The organism is Streptomyces sp. ID05-26A (assembly GCF_033794685.1).
Taxonomy (GTDB): Bacteria; Actinomycetota; Actinomycetes; order Mycobacteriales; family Pseudonocardiaceae; genus Lentzea.
This window is the reverse complement of the sequence record NZ_JARAYZ010000003.1, coordinates 274,786-291,707: the sequence shown is the minus strand read 5'-3', so window position 1 is coordinate 291,707 and position 16,922 is coordinate 274,786. Positions and strand designations below refer to the sequence as shown.

32 protein-coding genes are annotated in these 16,922 nt (G+C 69.0%); 10 read left to right on the top strand and 22 right to left on the bottom strand.

Translation table 11 applies throughout. From position 1 onward, the window contains the following. Window positions 1-20 precede the first annotated feature (20 nt). The 7 genes from PV646_RS28660 to PV646_RS28630 all read left to right on the top strand — a co-directional run bounded on the left by PV646_RS28660 (window position 21) and on the right by PV646_RS28630 (window position 5,522). Window positions 21-497 carry a hypothetical protein gene (locus PV646_RS28660; protein WP_500345388.1) on the top strand — a complete coding sequence of 159 codons (477 nt, stop codon included), beginning with the start codon at window positions 21-23 and terminating at the stop codon, window positions 495-497. A 1-nt stretch (window position 498) separates the two neighbouring features. Next, window positions 499-1,056 (top strand): hypothetical protein, encoded by a 558-nt coding sequence (locus tag PV646_RS28655; RefSeq protein WP_500345387.1) that lies wholly within the window; start codon window positions 499-501, stop codon window positions 1,054-1,056. Next, window positions 1,053-1,379: a hypothetical protein gene (locus PV646_RS28650; protein ID WP_500345386.1), complete on the top strand. Its 327-nt coding sequence runs from the start codon at window positions 1,053-1,055 to the stop codon at window positions 1,377-1,379. Before PV646_RS28655 ends, PV646_RS28650 begins: the two co-directional genes overlap by 4 nt. 25 nt (window positions 1,380-1,404) lie before the next feature. Continuing rightward, a complete protein-coding gene (locus tag PV646_RS28645) occupies window positions 1,405-3,579 on the top strand; it encodes a hypothetical protein (RefSeq protein WP_500345385.1) in 2,175 nt (724 codons plus the stop codon). A gap of 295 nt (window positions 3,580-3,874) precedes the next feature. Next, complete coding sequence (locus tag PV646_RS28640) at window positions 3,875-4,345, top strand: hypothetical protein (protein WP_500345384.1); 471 nt, start codon at window positions 3,875-3,877, stop codon at window positions 4,343-4,345. A 100-nt stretch (window positions 4,346-4,445) separates the two neighbouring features. Next, entirely contained in the window at window positions 4,446-5,204 is a 759-nt protein-coding gene (locus PV646_RS28635; protein WP_500345383.1) for a metal-dependent hydrolase, read from the top strand. Window positions 5,205-5,303: 99 nt separating this feature from the next. Further along, complete coding sequence (locus PV646_RS28630) at window positions 5,304-5,522, top strand: hypothetical protein (protein WP_500345382.1); 219 nt, start codon at window positions 5,304-5,306, stop codon at window positions 5,520-5,522. Here the strand turns inward: PV646_RS28630 and PV646_RS28625 are convergent. Then, complete coding sequence (locus tag PV646_RS28625) at window positions 5,512-5,805, bottom strand: hypothetical protein (protein ID WP_500345381.1); 294 nt, start codon at window positions 5,803-5,805, stop codon at window positions 5,512-5,514. The genes PV646_RS28630 and PV646_RS28625 overlap by 11 nt on opposite strands. A 4-nt stretch (window positions 5,806-5,809) precedes the next feature. On the opposite strand from PV646_RS28625, the gene PV646_RS28620 reads away from it, so the two are divergent. The 3 genes from PV646_RS28620 (at window position 5,810) to PV646_RS28610 (ending at window position 7,883) form a co-directional block, all read left to right on the top strand. Then, entirely contained in the window at window positions 5,810-6,085 is a 276-nt protein-coding gene (locus PV646_RS28620; RefSeq protein ID WP_500345380.1) for a hypothetical protein, read from the top strand. 140 nt (window positions 6,086-6,225) lie between these two features. Then, complete coding sequence (locus PV646_RS28615) at window positions 6,226-6,843, top strand: hypothetical protein (protein WP_500345379.1); 618 nt, start codon at window positions 6,226-6,228, stop codon at window positions 6,841-6,843. Then, on the top strand, window positions 6,840-7,883 hold the full coding sequence (locus PV646_RS28610) for a helix-turn-helix domain-containing protein (RefSeq protein ID WP_500345378.1): 1,044 nt from the start codon (window positions 6,840-6,842) through the stop codon (window positions 7,881-7,883). The genes PV646_RS28615 and PV646_RS28610 overlap by 4 nt, the downstream gene beginning before the upstream one ends. 76 nt (window positions 7,884-7,959) lie before the next feature. Here PV646_RS28610 and PV646_RS28605 read toward each other — a convergent pair whose 3' ends face one another. From PV646_RS28605 to PV646_RS28505, 21 genes are all read right to left on the bottom strand, one after another. After that, window positions 7,960-8,130, bottom strand: coding sequence for a hypothetical protein (locus PV646_RS28605; RefSeq protein ID WP_500345377.1), 171 nt, complete (start codon window positions 8,128-8,130; stop codon window positions 7,960-7,962). A gap of 201 nt (window positions 8,131-8,331) precedes the next feature. Continuing rightward, entirely contained in the window at window positions 8,332-8,727 is a 396-nt protein-coding gene (locus PV646_RS28600; RefSeq protein WP_500345376.1) for a hypothetical protein, read from the bottom strand. Then, window positions 8,720-9,289, bottom strand: a complete 570-nt coding sequence (locus PV646_RS28595; protein ID WP_500345375.1) for a DUF4326 domain-containing protein — start codon at window positions 9,287-9,289, stop codon at window positions 8,720-8,722. The genes PV646_RS28600 and PV646_RS28595 overlap by 8 nt, the downstream gene beginning before the upstream one ends. Then, window positions 9,282-9,611 (bottom strand): hypothetical protein, encoded by a 330-nt coding sequence (locus PV646_RS28590; protein WP_500345374.1) that lies wholly within the window; start codon window positions 9,609-9,611, stop codon window positions 9,282-9,284. Before PV646_RS28590 ends, PV646_RS28595 begins: the two co-directional genes overlap by 8 nt. Continuing rightward, window positions 9,604-9,780: a hypothetical protein gene (locus PV646_RS28585; RefSeq protein WP_500345373.1), complete on the bottom strand. Its 177-nt coding sequence runs from the start codon at window positions 9,778-9,780 to the stop codon at window positions 9,604-9,606. Before PV646_RS28585 ends, PV646_RS28590 begins: the two co-directional genes overlap by 8 nt. Beyond that, window positions 9,773-10,228 carry a hypothetical protein gene (locus tag PV646_RS28580; RefSeq protein ID WP_500345372.1) on the bottom strand — a complete coding sequence of 152 codons (456 nt, stop codon included), beginning with the start codon at window positions 10,226-10,228 and terminating at the stop codon, window positions 9,773-9,775. Before PV646_RS28580 ends, PV646_RS28585 begins: the two co-directional genes overlap by 8 nt. Then, complete coding sequence (locus PV646_RS28575; RefSeq protein ID WP_500345371.1) at window positions 10,221-10,508, bottom strand: hypothetical protein; 288 nt, start codon at window positions 10,506-10,508, stop codon at window positions 10,221-10,223. Before PV646_RS28575 ends, PV646_RS28580 begins: the two co-directional genes overlap by 8 nt. Next, window positions 10,505-10,729, bottom strand: coding sequence for a hypothetical protein (locus PV646_RS28570; RefSeq protein ID WP_500345370.1), 225 nt, complete (start codon window positions 10,727-10,729; stop codon window positions 10,505-10,507). Before PV646_RS28570 ends, PV646_RS28575 begins: the two co-directional genes overlap by 4 nt. Continuing rightward, window positions 10,726-10,989 carry a hypothetical protein gene (locus PV646_RS28565; protein WP_500345369.1) on the bottom strand — a complete coding sequence of 88 codons (264 nt, stop codon included), beginning with the start codon at window positions 10,987-10,989 and terminating at the stop codon, window positions 10,726-10,728. The genes PV646_RS28570 and PV646_RS28565 overlap by 4 nt, the downstream gene beginning before the upstream one ends. Then, window positions 10,986-11,456: a helix-turn-helix domain-containing protein gene (locus PV646_RS28560; protein WP_500345368.1), complete on the bottom strand. Its 471-nt coding sequence runs from the start codon at window positions 11,454-11,456 to the stop codon at window positions 10,986-10,988. Before PV646_RS28560 ends, PV646_RS28565 begins: the two co-directional genes overlap by 4 nt. Next, the gene (locus PV646_RS28555; protein WP_500345367.1) at window positions 11,453-12,082 is read right to left on the bottom strand and encodes a hypothetical protein; all 630 of its coding nucleotides are present in this window, start codon (window positions 12,080-12,082) and stop codon (window positions 11,453-11,455) included. Before PV646_RS28555 ends, PV646_RS28560 begins: the two co-directional genes overlap by 4 nt. Beyond that, window positions 12,075-12,344 (bottom strand): hypothetical protein, encoded by a 270-nt coding sequence (locus PV646_RS28550; protein WP_500345366.1) that lies wholly within the window; start codon window positions 12,342-12,344, stop codon window positions 12,075-12,077. The genes PV646_RS28555 and PV646_RS28550 overlap by 8 nt, the downstream gene beginning before the upstream one ends. Before the next feature lie 22 nt (window positions 12,345-12,366). Continuing rightward, on the bottom strand, window positions 12,367-14,349 hold the full coding sequence (locus PV646_RS28545) for a DNA cytosine methyltransferase (RefSeq protein WP_500345365.1): 1,983 nt from the start codon (window positions 14,347-14,349) through the stop codon (window positions 12,367-12,369). After that, on the bottom strand, window positions 14,346-14,510 hold the full coding sequence (locus PV646_RS28540) for a hypothetical protein (RefSeq protein WP_500345364.1): 165 nt from the start codon (window positions 14,508-14,510) through the stop codon (window positions 14,346-14,348). Before PV646_RS28540 ends, PV646_RS28545 begins: the two co-directional genes overlap by 4 nt. Further along, window positions 14,507-14,692 carry a hypothetical protein gene (locus PV646_RS28535; protein WP_500345363.1) on the bottom strand — a complete coding sequence of 62 codons (186 nt, stop codon included), beginning with the start codon at window positions 14,690-14,692 and terminating at the stop codon, window positions 14,507-14,509. The genes PV646_RS28540 and PV646_RS28535 overlap by 4 nt, the downstream gene beginning before the upstream one ends. Continuing rightward, complete coding sequence (locus PV646_RS28530) at window positions 14,689-15,063, bottom strand: hypothetical protein (RefSeq protein WP_500345362.1); 375 nt, start codon at window positions 15,061-15,063, stop codon at window positions 14,689-14,691. The genes PV646_RS28535 and PV646_RS28530 overlap by 4 nt, the downstream gene beginning before the upstream one ends. After that, complete coding sequence (locus PV646_RS28525) at window positions 15,056-15,721, bottom strand: hypothetical protein (RefSeq protein WP_500345361.1); 666 nt, start codon at window positions 15,719-15,721, stop codon at window positions 15,056-15,058. The genes PV646_RS28530 and PV646_RS28525 overlap by 8 nt, the downstream gene beginning before the upstream one ends. Next, window positions 15,714-15,953 carry a hypothetical protein gene (locus tag PV646_RS28520; protein WP_500345360.1) on the bottom strand — a complete coding sequence of 80 codons (240 nt, stop codon included), beginning with the start codon at window positions 15,951-15,953 and terminating at the stop codon, window positions 15,714-15,716. The genes PV646_RS28525 and PV646_RS28520 overlap by 8 nt, the downstream gene beginning before the upstream one ends. Continuing rightward, on the bottom strand, window positions 15,950-16,375 hold the full coding sequence (locus PV646_RS28515; RefSeq protein WP_500345359.1) for a hypothetical protein: 426 nt from the start codon (window positions 16,373-16,375) through the stop codon (window positions 15,950-15,952). The genes PV646_RS28520 and PV646_RS28515 overlap by 4 nt, the downstream gene beginning before the upstream one ends. Beyond that, window positions 16,372-16,689, bottom strand: coding sequence for a hypothetical protein (locus PV646_RS28510; protein WP_500345358.1), 318 nt, complete (start codon window positions 16,687-16,689; stop codon window positions 16,372-16,374). The genes PV646_RS28515 and PV646_RS28510 overlap by 4 nt, the downstream gene beginning before the upstream one ends. Continuing rightward, on the bottom strand, window positions 16,686-16,919 hold the full coding sequence (locus PV646_RS28505; RefSeq protein WP_500345357.1) for a hypothetical protein: 234 nt from the start codon (window positions 16,917-16,919) through the stop codon (window positions 16,686-16,688). The genes PV646_RS28510 and PV646_RS28505 overlap by 4 nt, the downstream gene beginning before the upstream one ends. Between the last annotated feature and the right edge of the window lie 3 nt (window positions 16,920-16,922).

Below are 16,922 nucleotides of genomic sequence, written 5' to 3'. Positions count from 1 at the left end.
CAGAGAGGGGGAACAACGTCATGGACAAGGCGCTGGTCGGCTCCAGCATCGTCGGCATCGTCGCGCTCGTGTGGGGCGGTGTGCGGCTGTGGAAGAAGAAGCCGCTCAAGCTCACCACCTGGCTGTGGGTGATCGCTGGTTTCACGCTCGCGGGCAGCCTCGTCACGGAGTTCCGCAAGCTCGTCACCGCCGCCGCCGGTGCCGCATCCGGCCCGGTCGGTGTCGCCGCCCACGTCATCGTCGGTCTGGTCGGCCTGGTGCTGATGTGGCTGGTCTGGCACGAGGCCCCGCTGCGCAAGGGCAAGGGCCGGGGCGGCTCGCTCGGCGACGGCGCCTCATCGGGCCGTGGCGGCGCGAAGACCTACACGCCGGTGATGGGCCTGCTCGGCCCGGTTCTGCTGCTCTCAGCAGGAGGCGTGCTCGGCGACTGGGCTCGCGGGGTCGGCTCCATGCTGGGCAAGCTCGCGGGCCCGCTCGGCACGTTCTTCGGTGCCTGACATGACCATGATCCTGATCGTCCTGCTGCTGGCGTGGTTCCTCACCGGCCGCACGCTCAGCGACCTGCAGACCCTCGGGCGACGCGGGCTCGCGTGGGCCGCGGACAAGGTCGCCGACACGGCCGACCGGCGTGCCCACCGTGCGCCGTGGCTTGCCGGACACGTCGCGCGGATGGCGCGCTCCGGAGCGCTGCGGCTGCGTGACCGGCGCTCGCCGATGCAGCCGCGCACCAGTGACGGCCAGCGCGTGTTCGACGGCGCCGGCCAAGTCGCCGCCGCCGGTGCCGTGCTGCTGCTCGTGTGGGTGCGCATCGTCGTCGCCGACGCCTACGGCGCCGCCCAGGCCGCCGCCCAGCCACGCGCCACCACCAGCACCGGCCGCTGGTCCTGGGCCTCGGGCTGGGTCACCTGGGCCCGATGGCCCCGAGAAGGCGAACCCCACGCCCCCGTGCGGGCCACCGCGACCCGCACCGACCGTCCCGAACCCCTCGCACTTCCCCCAGCCGCCTCAGGCGGGGGCAGCAGCACCGCATTCACCACTCACTGGAGGACTCGATGACCGATCCACAGCCCGTTTCCGACACCACCACGACCGTCAACGTCGGCGAAGGCGGCCTGGGCGCCTACATCACGTTCGCCGACAACATGGCCAACACCTGCCAGCAGGGCTTCGACGTCTGCGAACACACCCTTGCCGACATGCAGCGCAACGGCTGGAGCGGCCCGAAGACCGAGGGCCTGGAGCGCGCACAGGAAGCCCTGGCCAACGCCCGCATGTACTTCCGGGAAATGGAGGAGACCCTCAAGGCCGCTCTCTCCATCACCGAGCAGTACGGCGTCAACGAGGGCGCGGGCGACCGCGAGTCCATCACCAACGTCTAGCCACCGCGCCACAGGAAGGGTCGCCGTGACCGCCGAGCTCGAGCCCCGCACCGCACCACCGCCGATCGCCATCGTGGAACACCAGCTGCGGCAGCAGCACCGGCTGATGCTGCTGCCGCCACTGGCCTCGACCGGCGTGGTGTGGAGCGGCGGCTGGATGCACGACCGGATCATGGCGACCCTCGCGGTCGGCGGCGCCGAGATGCTGCTCGTCGGCATCGTCGGCGGCGTGGTCACCGCGGTCTTTTCCGCCGGCGCAGCCACGCTGTACGCCGCGCGCGCCGCGTCGCTCGACGGCCTTCCCCCCGCGCGCAAGCTGTTCGGCGGCGCGGCAGCCGCCGGGCTCGCCCTCACGCTGTTCGGTGACGTCACGCTGCTCGTGGCCGGCGTCTACGGCACGGGCCTGCTCGGCCTGGGCCGCTGGTACCGGGCCCGGTGGGCCAAGCGTGCCGGGCTCAAGCAGCAGCGCGAAAGCCTGCTCGCCCTGGCCGCCGCGCCGGAGCAGCAGCCCGAAGCGGACGACCCGTCGATCATGGACGCGGAGATCGTCGAGCCCGTCGAGCAGGTCGATCCGGACGTGTTCGTCGTCCGTTGGCAGCAGGGCGCGACCAAGCACCTGCCCGACACCGTCCTGGTGCCGCTGCCCGGCGCGGGCCTGGCCTACGTCGTACAGGCCGGACCGAACGGCGTGACCCTCGAAGCCGCCAACACCGCCCGCGAGAAGATCGCCGGTGCGCTGCGCCTGGCCCTGCCCGGGCCCAGGACCGGCGGGCAGGACATCGTGTTCGACCAGCCCACCGACGGCACCCTCACCGACCGCTCCCAGCTGCGCGCCCAGATCGTCGACCTCGCCGTCGCGGCCGCCGCGGGCCGGCGTGTCACCGGGCAGCTCGAGCACGCACCCGGCAAACCGTGCTCGTTCCGCATCGGCGGCTACATCGACGACGGCAGCCCGTACTTCTACGACCTCGCCGACGGCGACGGCGCATGGTCCGGCGTGCTGCTCGGCGGCACCGGCATGGGCAAGTCCAGCGTCGGCGACCACATCGCCTACAACGCCATGCGTGTGAACTTCGACGTCGCCTACCTCGACCCGCAGCGAGGCGCGTCCTCGCCTGTGCTGGCCGCGCACGCCCAGTACCCCGCGCTGGGCCCCGAGCACGCCGAGGCGTTCCTGAGGTTCCTCGAGGAGTGCGCGGATACCCGCGAGACGTGGATGGCGATGCACGCGGGCGTCGGCACCATCACCTGGAACATGACCGCCCCGTGCGCACCCGACGGCACCCACCCCGACCCGAACTGCCCGTGCGGCAGCATCGTCCCGCCCGGCATCCTCGCCCCGATCGAGGAATGCGACCAGGTGTTCAACGCGGCGCACGCCGGCACCAACACCAAGCTCGCCGAACGCTACGGCCAGCTCGCCAAGCGCATCCGCAAGCTCAACATGGCCCTGCTCGCCATGACCCAGATGCCCGAGCTCAAGACCTTCGGCGGCTCGGAGCTGCTGCGCTCCAACCTGCCCGTGCGCAACCTGCTCGCGATGCACATCTCCAGCAATGTGTCTGGCACCCTCATCCCGGGCCTGCCCTACAGTCCGAAGCTGCTGCCCAAGACCTCCGGCCGCGGCCTGGCCTGCGGACGCGACACCCGCACCATGCAGGTCGCGCTCGACTACACGCCCCGCCGCGAGAAGGCAGCCGAAGGAGTGCCCGGCCCGTACGCCGAGGACCTGTTCGAAGTGCTGCCGCCGCGGCGACGCTACGAACTCGACGAGGTCGCGTGGCGCCGCCACTTCCCGAAGACCGCCGTCGACGCCGTCACTGCCAACCGCGAAGCCGCGCGCGCCCGGTTCACAGCGAAGAGGAACGGCACCGCGCCGCCACCGGTCGCCGCGCCTGTCGCGTCCACAGCGACCGGGACGCTGACCTGGCCCAAGCCGGTCGTGCTCGTTGGCGGACGCTCCGCCAGCAAGCTCGCCGACCTGGTCCACGCAGTGCAGGGCTTGCGCGACGACGCCTGGATCACCGCCGGTGAGCTCGCACGCCGTACCGGCCGCGTACCTGCCGACGCCTCGATCGGCGAAGTCCAAGCCGCGAGCCGCGCACTGGGCGCCCAACTCGCCGCACTTGGGATCGAACTGCGCAAACGTGAGGCCGGCATGTCCGTCACCGCTGGCGCGCTCAGAGCAGGCGCAGCTTGATACCCAGATCGTCACCGAAAGTGACGAGAGCCCCTTCCGTTGCGGCGGAGGGGGCCTTGCTGCTTTGCAGGTTGCTTTGCATCTGCTCTGCAGGACCTGCAAAGCGACTGCAAAGCAACCTGCAAAGCGAAACAACTACTGACCTGCGGAAACGATCGATCCTGCAAAGCCTGCAGAGGCTAGGCATCGCCGACCGTCAGCCAGCGTTTCCGCAGGTCAGGCCATTCTTCACGAGGCACAGCAGCAGCTACTGCGGCTTTGCAGCCTCAACGTCACTCACAGTAAGGACTCATCGGTGACCGACTCGAACGCCCTGTTCTACGTCGTGGCCGGCGTGGCCGCGTTCGTCTGGTGGTACCGCAACCGCGACCAGGTGCCCGTCCACGACGGCACCGTGGCCACGGTCGACGGCCTGCGAGAGCTCGACTTCGTTCGCGCCGCGTGTGACGACCCCCAGCACCACCCCGACCGCATTCCCACCTCCCCGCTGCGCGCACGCCACATCGACCTCGACGTCCGCGACATGCACCTCAACGGCTGGGGATCCACCGGACACCTACTGCTGTGCACGATCCACAACCAGGGCCGGTACCCACTCGAAGTCGTGCACGTCCGCTGTGGTCGCGGCTGCGGTACCCACGCCGAGCTCGACGCCGACGACGCCAGGGTGGGGATCGGCGGACTGCGCAACGACGGCTGGTGCAACGACGGGGACCTCCCCATCTGTCCCTACTGCGCAGGTACCCGCTCCCGAGCCTGGCGCTGATCCCCACTCCCCACATCCCCTGCCGCCAGGTACCTACCCCGCAGGTACCTGGCGGATCCCTGCGACCAGTCCCTACGCGCTCCCCACGAAAGGGATCCCCATGCTGGGACGTACCCACGCCCTCACTGGCCTGTGCGCTGGCCTCGCCCTCGCCCCGCTGCTCGTGGACACACTCGCGCAGACCCTGGTCATCGCCGCCGTCACCGCCGGATACGCGCTACTGCCCGACCTCGACCACCCCGGCGCGCGGGCGTCCAAGCTCCTTGGCCCCGTCACCGGCGTCCTGTCACGCGCGGTCCGCGCAGCCAGCAGCTGGCTGTATCTGCGCACCAAAGGTCCCCGCGACGAACGCCACCGTGGGGAACACCGCCACGCCACCCACACCCTGGCATTCGCGCTGCTCGCGGGTACCGCGACCGCACTGGGTACCTGGGGAGGCGGGCCGTGGGTACCCGTGGGGATCGCCGCTGTGGGGACCCTCCTGGCCGTCGACGCGCTCGGGGACTGGGTACTGCCGATCGTGGGGATCAGCGCCGCCGCGTGGTGGGGAACGATCCCTGGGGACCCGCTCACCGAGCTCGCGGGGATCGGCCCCGTCCTGGGGATCGCCGTCGCCGCCGGGTGCCTCACCCACTGCCTCGGCGACGCCCTCACCCTGTCCGGCTGCCCGTTCCTGTGGCCGCTGCCGATCGCCGGAGAGACCTGGTACGAGATCCGACCGCCGCGGCCACTGCGGTTCCGCACGGGCGGGGCGGTCGAGAAGCGGCTCGTGTTCCCCGCGTTCGTCGTCGCCAGCGTGCTCTTACTGCCTGGCGCCACCCCGCTGCTGCTGGGTCTGGCTGGCATCGGGTCCGGCTGAGCCGCCCGGCGTTCGGAGCCGCACTCGTGTACGCATCCGTGTCCACCCGACGTGTGCCTACGATCCCGCTGGCACCGCGCACCACCCCGGGAGGACCTCATGCTCATCGTCCGCGACCGCCGCGACGGCCACGCCGTCTCCTGGGGCACCGACCACCACGCCATGCGCGACATCGCCGCCAGCGACCCGAACCTGTACGCGGTCGAGGACAGAGCAGCCAGCAGGTACTACTGCCACGTCCAGCGCCCGGTCATGAACGCGGCCTGGGTGCACCCGTACGACCTCGACGCCCAACGCGAAGCAGAGATCAAGCCGTAGCCGCGCGCTGCCAGTTCGGATCGCCCTCGACGTCTCCGGGGGTGAGGACGCTGCGTTTCCAGCCTCCGCCGTCGGGCAGCTCCCACCACACCTGGCCATCCGGCCACACGTGGTGCCGGCCGCCGAGCTTCGCCAGCGGCACGCCTTCTACCGCTACGTAGACCGCTGCTTTTGCCGGGTCGAGGTCGTCGGGGAGCTGCTGCACCGTGTTCCACTTGTCGTTCGCCACGAGGCGGAATACTGCCAGCACGACGACAGCCCGGCCCGCCACCTCGAGGAGCACCGCCGTGACCGAACAGCCCCCGCACTTCGAGACACTCGGCGAGTTCCTCGACGCCTGTACCGGCGACGACACCGCGACCGCTGTCGAGGCCACCCTGCAGTACGTCTGCGCCCGAATGAAGCTCTGGACCGACGAGGCCGTCCAGGACGGCATCACCGTAATCCCCGTGCTGCACCAGCTCAGCCGCACCGAACGTGCGGCCGACGAACTGCGCCACTACCTGACGTTGAAATGGGACGCCCGAGTGGACACGCACGTGGTCACGAAACAGGGCGAGTAGCTGGTTCTCGCTGGTCAATCGCGATGTCGGACGGGACATCACGCGGACCGCTTGCACTGTCGCCTTCACGGTGGAACCTGTCGAGTTTTGTGTCGGCGAGACGCACAGCAGAACCCGATCATGGTGGTATATTTTCCGGTATGATTTCGCCGCCGCACCCCGATGACGTGATCCGCGACCTCGGAGACAAGGCCGTCATGGCCCTCGTCGACGCCACCCGCATCAGCCGTGAAGAGCTCGCCGAATACCGGGAACTCCGCCCCGGCTGGGTCGCCGACCACTCCGAACGCGGCCTCGCGAACTGGATCAACGACCGCATCTGGGCCAACCTTCGCCGCCAGGTCGACGGCCTGCCCGAGGTCACCCTGCGCGAAGAGGGCAGCACCCGCGAGGTCTTCGTCGGAGACCGCTTCCGCGCCCGGATCAAACGCCACCGCGACGGCGACAAGATCTCCTCGTATCCGACCAAGACCTCCCTGGCCTACTGGGCCCAGACCGACATCATGATCCCCGGCCTGGAGGAGATCCGCCTCGGCTTCGGATACCGCTGGCACGCTGAAGAGCGCACCATGGGCGCCACCGTCGTCTCCCTGCGCGACGGCCAAGACGAAACCCCGATCTGGGTCGTGATCGTCGACACCGCCCAGGCCAGCGGTGGCGGTGGCACCGTGATCACCACCCGCCCGGTCGACCCGTCACTGCCGCAGATCGACCTGTCTTCCGCGATCGACCGAACCAGCGACGAGGAAACGTCGTGAACGACTTCGGAGAAGTCCTCGAAACGTTGCGCCGCGCACGCGGCATGACCCAAGAGGACCTTCGCCTGAAAGTCGGCCTCACCCAGGCCAGCATGTCGCGCTACGAAACCGGCGACCGCACCCCTGACGCCGACACCGTCACGCTCCTGGCCAAAGCGCTCGGCGTCACCCCGCGGTTCCTGACCCGCGACCACACCGTGCGCGGCGCGCTCGCCGTCGACGCGCACATGCGCCGCCAGCGCACCGCCAAGGCCTCGCTATGGCGACACCTCGAGGCACGGCTCAACAAGTACAGACTGCACATGTCCGTGCTGTTCGAGGAGGTGTCGCTTCGCTCGGAGACCTCGGTACCCAGCTTCGACCCGATCGACATCCGCCCGGCCGAGGCGGCGCTGATGGTGCGCGCGCAGTGGCGCATGCCGATCGGACCCGTGCGCAACCTCGTGCGCTGGCTGGAATCTGCTGGCTGCATCGTGCTGGAAGAGGACTTCACCACAGGCCGCATCGACGGCATGTGCCAATGGGTCTATGACCACCCGGTGCTGCTGCTCAACAGCACCGCGCCGACGTGCCGCAAGCGGTTCAGTCTCGCCCACGAGCTCGGCCACCTCGTCCTGCACAACGGCATCGCCACCGAGGACCAGGAACGCGAAGCCGACGAGTTCGCCTCCGAGTTCCTCATGCCCAGCCACGTCATCCGCGCTGACCTCAAGCCCGCCACGCTCGGCCGACTCAAAGACCTCAAGCAGGTGTGGGGCGTGTCGATGCAAGCGTTAGCACGCAAGGCACTCGACCTGGGCATGATGAGCACCGCCGAACACACCGCGTTCTACAAGGCGCTCAGCACCCGTGGCTGGAGAACTAACGAACCTGGCAGCGACCTGCTCGCCCCGGAACACCCGCAGCTGATCGCCGCGATAGCGCAGGCCATGCGATCCAAAGGACTCAGCGAGCACGACATCGCTGATCTGGCTGGCTTTGAGGACGGCGACACTGACAATCCGTTGCTGGCAACCGGACGGCGACTTCACGCCGTCTGACCCACGTAGACGACGGAGGCTCTCACACCCACGAGCTCGGGTGTGAGAGCCTCCGTCGTGTTCGCTGGCTGGCCAGCTAGCTGTTCTTGGCACCATCGCGACGCTCAGCGAGCGTCGCGTCCACGACCCGATCCGCGAAGGTCGGGTCCGTCTCCGCGAGCCGACGCAGCGCTTCCGCCACGATCTCGGCACGGTGGGGCGAGCGGCACGCCGCCATCGGAGCAACAAGGCTCTGCCCTGTGTGCACGTGGACAACGTGTCGCCACTCGGGGATCTCGTGCCCGTGGGGAACGAAGTGGACGCTGATCTCAGGCTGCTTCGGCACTCTCGATGTCCCTTTCAAATGGTTCGGTGGCGGCTTCTTGTTACTGCGCACGTCGGGTCGGATCGGTTCCGCCACGCGTGAATGTCGTGGTTCTGTCAGGTTCTTGCCGTGCGATATCGCGTTTCAGCAGGGTTGCGCGAGCGTGCGGCAACCGACCACGGTGCCTTCAGCGTTGCGGACCTGTTCGTGCGGAACCAGAAGGTCGTCGCGCGCAGGGTTCTCCGACTGCTCAGCGAGCGCGGTCACCAACGGCACGATCAGGTAGACGTCTTCGCGCTTCGCCGGAAGCCCGAAGACGGTCGTGAACACGACGCGCTCCACCTGTATCTGCGCTTCCCCGAACGGCAGGTACCTGGTCGTGAAGGCGACCCCTTTGGGGTCTGCGTTGGCCAACCGCGCGACGAGCCCAGAGGGAGGGATGATCGTCACGAGGCCATCGTCGATGTCCGTGACCGTGCTTGGCGCCTCGGGCGTGTAGATCCGGATCGGGTGCGGTGTGAGGTTGATCAGCTCAGGCACGGCTCGTCTTCTTCCTGTTGATGTGCAGCCGCCACGCCGCGGCGAGCAAGTTGTCTCCGTGGCACGGAGCGGTGGTCTTGCACCAGCACGCGACGTGTTTGCCGACGAGCTCGGCGATCGGCAGACCGGAGCGCGGAAGCCACGCGGCATGCCAGGCAACGGCTTGTTCGACGCTGCTGCAGCACTCCAGCATCGGCCCGTCCGGCTCTACCCCGTCCGGTACCTCGACCCGCTCGGAGTACGGGTGACCCCAAGATTGGTTGACCCACAGGTAGTACTGGCCGAGCACGAAAGGGTTGGCCCACTGGAACGGCCGGCACACCGGCACCACGTCCGGATCAGGCTCGACGCCCTCGGTCAGCACGAAACGGCGCGGCCGGTGGTGCAGGCCGTCAACGGCGGTGAGACCCAGCATGTCCAGCAGCATGGCGCAGTCGGCAGTGTTGTGGGCGGAGGACGCGAGCCTGCGCGATGCCCTGGACTTCTCTTCAGCTTCAACGTCTTCCGGCCGGCGGTGCAGGTGGAAGCCGCTGCCGCCCTCGAGCAGTGCGCCGTCAGCCACTGGGTTCCTTCGCGGCAGGGTCGGTGAGCAGCCGCGCGGGTGGCTGCCAGCCGACGATGGCAAGGACCGTGGCGGTGCGCCCGATGATGGCGGTGACGATCTCCCGCTGGTCACGTTCGGAGTAGGACTGGTGCACGAGTCCGATGCCGGCCCAGGCGGCGAGTGCCTCGTTCACGACGTCCGACGTGGGCAGGGTGAGGTCGAACTCGCCGTACTCGGCGAGCGTCTCCAGCACTTCGTTGGCGTGCGCGACGGCGCCGCGCGCGAGCTCCTGGTGCACCTCGTCGTTGTCGGTCAGCGGCGGGAAGTTCGGGCTATTCATCGGTCTTGCCGCCTTCCGCTACGGGCTTGAGCGGGCGTCGATTCCGGCAGAACGCGATGAAGCACTCGTCCGCGTCGCGACAGATCACCCCGCCGCGCTCCCCTGGAACCGCGCCGCCCTTGCACGGTTCGCCGCAGGCCTTGCAGGCCTGCTTGCTTGAGTCAGCCACGGCCAGCCTCCTGCTCGGTTTCGTGTGGCATGTGGAACACGGTGCCGCTCCATACCTGGTTCTTGGGCTCGGCCACGATCTGGCCGCACGAGCGGCAGTGCCCGCACTCCTGCGCTCCCCACTGGTGAGAGCAGTCCCCGTGCAGCTCGGCTTCGGCGAGCGGGTAGGCCATCCACTCGATCGACACGAACGCGGTGGCGCCGCCTCGCATGAACATCCGCTGCGGCCACCCGACGTGCGTGTCGACCAGGCACCACTGGTCGCCGTGCCGGTCGTACACCCACGTGCACACGGGAAGCGCTTGTGCCTGCTGGGGAGTGTCGATGCGGCGCACGTCCTTGGCGCCCCACAGCCGCACCGACTCGCGGTCACGCAGGCGTCGGCGGTACGCGCGCTGCTGCGGCTTGGTGTAGCGGCGCCGCTCGGCAACCATCGTCCTGTCAGCCACGTCGGTGACCCCCTCGGCTCTGCTGCTCCTGGACCTTGGCACGCAGGTCTGACAACCGGCGCTGCACAGGTGCGGGCAGTGCAACGAACAGGGCCGCGGCGAGCGTCCGCGCGGACACGCGCACCGCTTCCTTCGCGGTGAGCACGACCTCCGCGCGTGTGGCGCCGGCGTAGTCGTCGACGCGCAGCCACACGTGCTCGACGCCGCCGGGCCAGCCGGAAGTGCGGATGTCGACTTCGCCGCCGATCTGCGGCTCGATGCCGTCGGTCATGCTGGTCATCGGTTCTCCTCACTCTTCGCGTCGCGGGCGGCTGCGCGTTCGCCGCCGATGGCCAGCCCGACCTTGATGGTGTCGAGCACCAGCTGGGCGCGCTGTGGGTCCTTCAGTGCGAGCAGCAGCAGGAAGTCGTTTACGGCCTGGAAGTTCGCGGCTTGCAGCGCGTTGACGATGCCGCCCTCGAGCTGGTCTGCGGTGTGCTCCGGAGCCGGTTCGGTGATCACTGCCTCGTCCCGTCCGTCGCCTGGAACAGGAGCTCGCCGAGCCGGGACGGCAGCGTGAGACCCAGCCAGTCCAACGGCTGCCAGCCAGGCTCGAACACGTCTCGTTCGGTCATCCAGTGGAAGCCAGGCTCCAGCGGCTCCTGGGTGGCGATCACCAGCCATGGGGTCGGGTCGACCGCGCGGCCGTTCGGAGCGCACAGCGCGATCTCACGGGTGTCGGTGTTGACGCGGATCTCCCGCACCTCAAGCGAGTCGGTCACGTTCCCTCCCGGTAGGCGCGCGCGGTTGGCCGTGTTGCGAGGTAGCCGTTGATGCCGGCGGTGGTCGTGTCCATGACCTTGTGCACCTTGGCCTGGAGCGTGCCGAGCCAGGCGTGCTCGACCTGCAGCACGTCTTCGTCGACCTGGGCAGTCCGGAGTGCTTGCCGCACGCAGGCCTCAGCGAGGTGTGAGGCGTCCACCTGGTCCACGCCGTGCGCGGTCATGAACACGGTGATGCCGACGCGGAACTCCTGTTCGCGGCCGTGCCGTTTCTGCACGCCGAGCAGATCGCCCATGGTCGTGTCGTACAGGTCCGCCAGCGCATCGAGCTCCAGCGCGCTGACCGCGCGCACGTCGCGTTCCATGTCCGAGACGGCCGTGCGCGGGATGCCGGTAACGTCGGCGACCTTCTGCTGGGACAGGCCGGCGGCTTTGCGCGCGGCGGCGAGGTTCTCGGCGAGGCTCATACGAGCACGTCCCACACCATGATCGGGAAGTAGCCGGGCTTACCGCCGTTGGCCTTCGGCGACTTCTTCTTGCCCGTCCACCAATCCATCCACCACGCACCCGCGCGCTGCTCCCGACACCCGCGGCACGAGCTCTTCGGCGACGACCGTTTCTTGTGCTTCGCGCACGCCCACAGCAGACGGGCGTACGTCTCGACCGGGTCGCCGTCGGGTTCGAAGTCCAGCCACGACGGCAGCGCGTCAAGCTCCTGGCGCGGCGGGTGGCCGAGGATCACGATCTGCTCGGCGTCCTCGCCGATCCACATGTACCGCAGGCTGTTATGAGGGCTGGTCTCCTTCACCAGCTCGGCCGGGAAGCCTGAGAACACGGTGAAGTCGTGCGCGGGCTGAGCGAACAGGCCCTGCACTGCGGGCACGTCCGGAACCACGCGCCACGGCGTGGTCGTGGTGGTGCGCTGCACCATCTCCCCGGACGTTGCTCCGGCGATCGGCTCGGCAAGCTGCTTGACCGCGAAGTCGCGTGTGCTCCAGATCCCGAATCGCGGCTGGCCGACCTGCATCGTCCAGCGGACGGTGAAGTCGGTGTAGACGGTGCCGTTGTTCTCCATGACGATCGGCTCAGGCATCGCGCATCAGCGCCGTGATCTGGTTGAGGATCGGCGCGAGGTCGTCGGCCATGAGGCCCTGGAACTCGGCGAGCTCGGCGAGCCCCATCGCGAAGTGCGGGTCACCGCCCCACGGCACCAGCACCTCGGCGCCCTCGATGCCGTTGGCGTCGATCTCGTCCTCGGCCAGGATCTCCAAGAACTTCTTGGCCGAGTCCTCGTCGAGGCACGGGATGCGCAGCACGTACGGGGCGGCCGGGCGTTCGGTCTTCGGGTTGGTCATGGTGTCCTCCATGGACGGTTGGTCAGGCGACGGATTCAGTGCGGTGGAGGGCTTCACGCAGACGGGTGCCGATCCACTCGCCGACCTGCGGGGTCACGGCGTTGCCGAAGCCGTCAATCTGCTGTCGGGCGGGGCCCCAGACTTCGAACGAGCCCTCGTGCTGGCCGGGGTAGGTGGTGTCGAAGCCACAGCCGCGGCCGACTTCGTACTCGCGGAGCATGCGGAAGTGGCAGTCCTCCAGGGACAGCTCGGCGAGCGCGGCTCGCCATTCGGCCATCAGCACGCCGGTGGTGTCGCGGGCGGTGAGGGTGCCGAACGGGTCGCTCACCGGGTGCGGTGCGGTCGCGTCGGCGCCGGAGCCGTTCTGCTTGTACCAGCCGGAGAACAGCACGGACTGGTTCGAACTGGAGGCGACGAGCGTGCCGAGCGGGCTGCTGACAGGGTGGGCGCGGTACTGGGCCTCGTCCGCAGAGCCGTTGTTCTTGATGGTTCCGGCCGCGGTGATGAGACCGGGGATCTGGTCTGAGGTCACGGCCGGCATCGGTTCGGCGTGCGTGGTCGGGACCGTGTTCTTGCGGTACGGCACCACCCCGGCGGACAGCAGGCTCAGCGTCTCGGAGCCGCCCTGCGTCGGCAGCGCCTCGTTCGTTCCGCGCGGGGCGCCCTGGTAGTTGTTGACTGCGGCGAGCAGCACGGCCTTCTCGTGCGTCGAGGTGACGGTGTCCATCGGGCGGCTGATGTGCTGGCCGTCGCCGTTGTGCCGGTGCGCAGCGATGACCTGACCGGTGACCGCGGTAGGTGGCGTCATCAGCGCGACGGTGTTGGTGGCGGGCTGCGTCCACAACGGCTTGCTCAGGTCGCGGGACCGGCAGTCCGAGCCGGGGTGCTCGTAGGTGTTGCCCGCGGCCACCATGACCGCGCCGGTGGACAGCAGCGCGGTCTCCTGCTGGCTGGTCTGCGTCGCCATCGGCTGCCACGGGTGCTTCTCGGTGCCGTGCACGGCCTTGGCCGGCATGAGGATCGCGGGGAACTCGCCGAACTTGTCCAGGCAGCGCTGGCCGCGGGCCATGGTGTTCGGCTTGAGCGGCCGTTCGCGGTCGCCGATGCGGGTGCCGAGGTCGGTGAGGTCGAGGACGTTGATGGACGGTGCCATCGACGGGATGACCTCGCGGCGACACGACGGGCACGTGTAGTTGTACTGCTTGCCGTACCTGACGCTGCCGGTCGGCGGGATGCCGGTCTTCCACGTCCACACCGACTCGACGACCTTGTGACACGGGTCGCACCAGGCGATCGGCCGATGCTCCAGGTCCGGCGCGGGGATGTCCTTCTGCCACATGCCGCAGAACCAGCGGTCGCGGGACTGCGAGATACCGAAGAACTGGGTGTTGAGGTACATGACCTTGTGGTCGTAGCCGAGCAGGTCGAACTGCTTGAGCCACCACTTGTAGGTCGAGCCGTCCCCGATCTTCTTGCCTGGCAGCGCAGGCCCCCAAGACACGATCTCGGTCGTGCACTCGACGAGGATCATGCGTGGGCGGTGCACGGCGGCGTAGTGCAGGACGCACGAGGCGGTCGCGCGGTCCCGCTCGGAGCGGGTGACGCGCTCGTCGAACTCGGGGTCGTCGAGGTCGAACAGGGTCATGCCCTGCGCGTAGGCCTTCTGCGTGTTGGCCTGCGAGTGGTTGGTGCACGACACGCCGGCGACCAGGAGGTCAGCGGCGGGGAGCTGACGGACGTCGTGGTAGTCCGAGGATTCCTTGTCGACGAGGTCCGCGATCCAGTGCTCGGCGTAGGGGTGGTTGCGCTCGTGGACCTCGACCTTGTAGGCGTTGTGGTTCGCGGCCATGATCGTGTCGAAGCCTGCGCGGCGGATGCCCTCGGTCAGTCCGCCGAACCCGCTGAAGAGGTCGACTGCGGTGAGCGCGTCGTGGCGGAAGCGGCGACGGCGCGCGGCCGGCCGGTGGGTCGCGACCCGCTGCAGGCGTTGGGCGGCACGGCTCATCGGTGGATCTCGCTTTCGTGGACGGTGAAGCCGCAGTCGCCGTTCTCGGGGACGACTTCGACCCATGGGCTGTCGTGCTGGATGACGACGAGTTCGGTGTCGGCGACGGTGACGAGGTCGCCGTGCTGGTAGCCCGGCGCCTCGTCGATGCCCGCGGTCACGACTCGCCGCCCGTTGAATGCGCTGGGCAGAAGTCCTTGCCATTGCGGCGGGTCCAGCCGTCCCGTGCAGCGGCAGCTCGGATCGCCTTGAATGTCTTGTGATCGAGCCGCTGGTTGTAGGCGTCGCTGCCTTGGCACGCCTCGTGGTCGCACCAGAGGTAGACGTCCTTCTGCGCGGTCACGACTGCGCTCGCAGCTCTACTGCCCAGTGCGTCAGCACGGAGCCCACACGCGCGTAGGTGGCTACCGCTTCCGCCGTGTGGCAGTTGCCTCCGCAGGGGCACTCGCCGTCGTTGTCGTCCGACTCGTAGTCGTCGTCGCCGATCGCGTCCACCATGTTGGAGAGGCGGTCGAGCTCGCTCTTCGCTCGGTCGTACGCGGCGGCCACGACCAGCGGCGCACTGGCGTTGAGCACCACCTCGGCGCGTTGGCGCCACAGCCGGTGCTGGCCTTCGTTCATCTCGTCCCACGTCTTGTAGGTCAACGTGTTGGACTCGACCAGCGCGCGGGCGGCCTTGTCGACGGCTTCGCGGGGGATGCTGACGTCAGCCACCGTGCACCGCCTCGGCGCGTGCGACATCGCAGCGGTCGCCGCACGGCTTGCCGTACTGGCCGTGCACACCGCACGAGCTGCACTCGGTGGCGCCCTCGACGTCCATGGGGACCATGACGCACAGGCAGGCCTCGGCGTGGACGTGCCGGGCGGCGCGGCGGGCTTTCATGCGGGCGAGGCGCTGCTTGTTGGTGGGCTCGGCCCAGCCGTGCAGCTTCACGAACTGCGCGTAGCGCTGGACGTGGCCGTGCTTCTCGATGCCGCACCAGCGGCAGCCGTTCGGCACGGGCAGCATCTCGCCGGCGGCTGCGGCCAGCTGTTCGCGGGTCTCGGCGATCTCGGTGTGGAGGTCCCCGAAGTCGTCGTAGAACTGACCTTCGTTGCGGCTGTTCCACGAGGTCGAGCAGCGGGGGCAGTTCCAGCCGTCGCCGTCGTGGTCGACCTCCTGGTTGCAGCCGAGGCAGATCGGGTACTGGTGCTCCAGCTCGGGTGGCGTCGTGAGACCTCGCTTCAACCGGTCCCGCATCGAGCAGTTGCAGAGGTACCAGCCCTTGATGGCCTGGTACTCGCACTGGTCGTCGTGCTCGCCGCGTTCGACGGACTCGGCGTGAGCCTTCGCTGCGCGCTCCTCGAAGCGCCGCATGACGTCGTTAGCCACGGTCGCCCTCCTCTGCGGTCGGCTTCCAGGAGAGCTGCGGGCCGTCGGACATCTGGCAGACGCCGGTGGACTGCATGGCGGTGAGCAGCGGGACCCGGTGGGTGGTGAGGGTGGCGACGAGGTCGGCGTGGCTGATGCTGGGTTCGGTGTGGGTGGTGCGTTCTTTGGTGTCGGGGTCGCGGTAGCGGATGGTGAGGTCGTAGCGCGCGTCCGGGTCGATGTCGAAGTTCACGCGGCCACGACCTCGGGGACGTCGCCGACCTGGACGCGGCGCAGCGAGTGCACCGTGACCTCGGAGAGGCTGCGCAGGTACTGCTTGGTGCCCGCCTCGAAGTTCCCGGTGAAGATCTCGTAGGTGATGCCGTCGGACTGTCCGACGACTTCGACGTTGCCGTGGGCCTTGCCGTAGATCCGGGTGTGGGCGTTGTTGAGCAGGTAGAACCAGGCGATCAGGTCCGCCGCGATGTCCTTCTCATCGGCGCCGCGGCGGCGGAGGTGGACCGTGACGCGCTGCTCGCCGCCCTGTTCGGGGTCGCAGTCCACCCGCATGCGGACGACGGATCCCGAAATGCTGGGGCCGTTGCGGATCAGCTCGACCGCGCGTTCGGTGGTACCGGCGACGAGGCTGAGGGTTTTGGCGGTGATCGCGGTCATCGGGTTTCTCCGGTGGTGTCGGTGGGCGAGGTGCGGGGCTCGACGGTGAGCTGGGTGTTGAACGGGTCCGGGTCGTCGGCGTGCAGCTGGCGGGCGGCTTCGACTTGGAAGGCGCGTTCGGCGCGGGCGTTGGCGTGGCCGAGGCTGTAGCCGATCCAGGCGGCGACGAGGCCGACGGCGATGAGTGCCAAGGCTCCGAGGGCGTTGCGCCACTCGCCGGTGACGATGGAGGGTGCGGTGCCGATCGCGATGGAGCCGAGGACGGCGGCGGTGATGCGGCCCCAGTAGGGGCGGAAGCGGGTGGGGGTCGTCATCGGACGATGGCCTCTCGGATCGCGTCGGCGAGGGTTTGGGTGTGGTTGCGGCGGCCGGACCAGATGCCGTCGCGGGCCCGGTAGATCGCGTCGGCTGGGGTGCAGCCGAGTGCGGCGGCGACGGTGACGAGGTCGTCCCAGCGGCGGTGGGTGGGCCAGTGGACGCCCTGGGAGATGAGTTCGTGCAACGTGGCGAGGTCGGCGGCGCTGGGCTGGGCGGGGATGGTCATGGC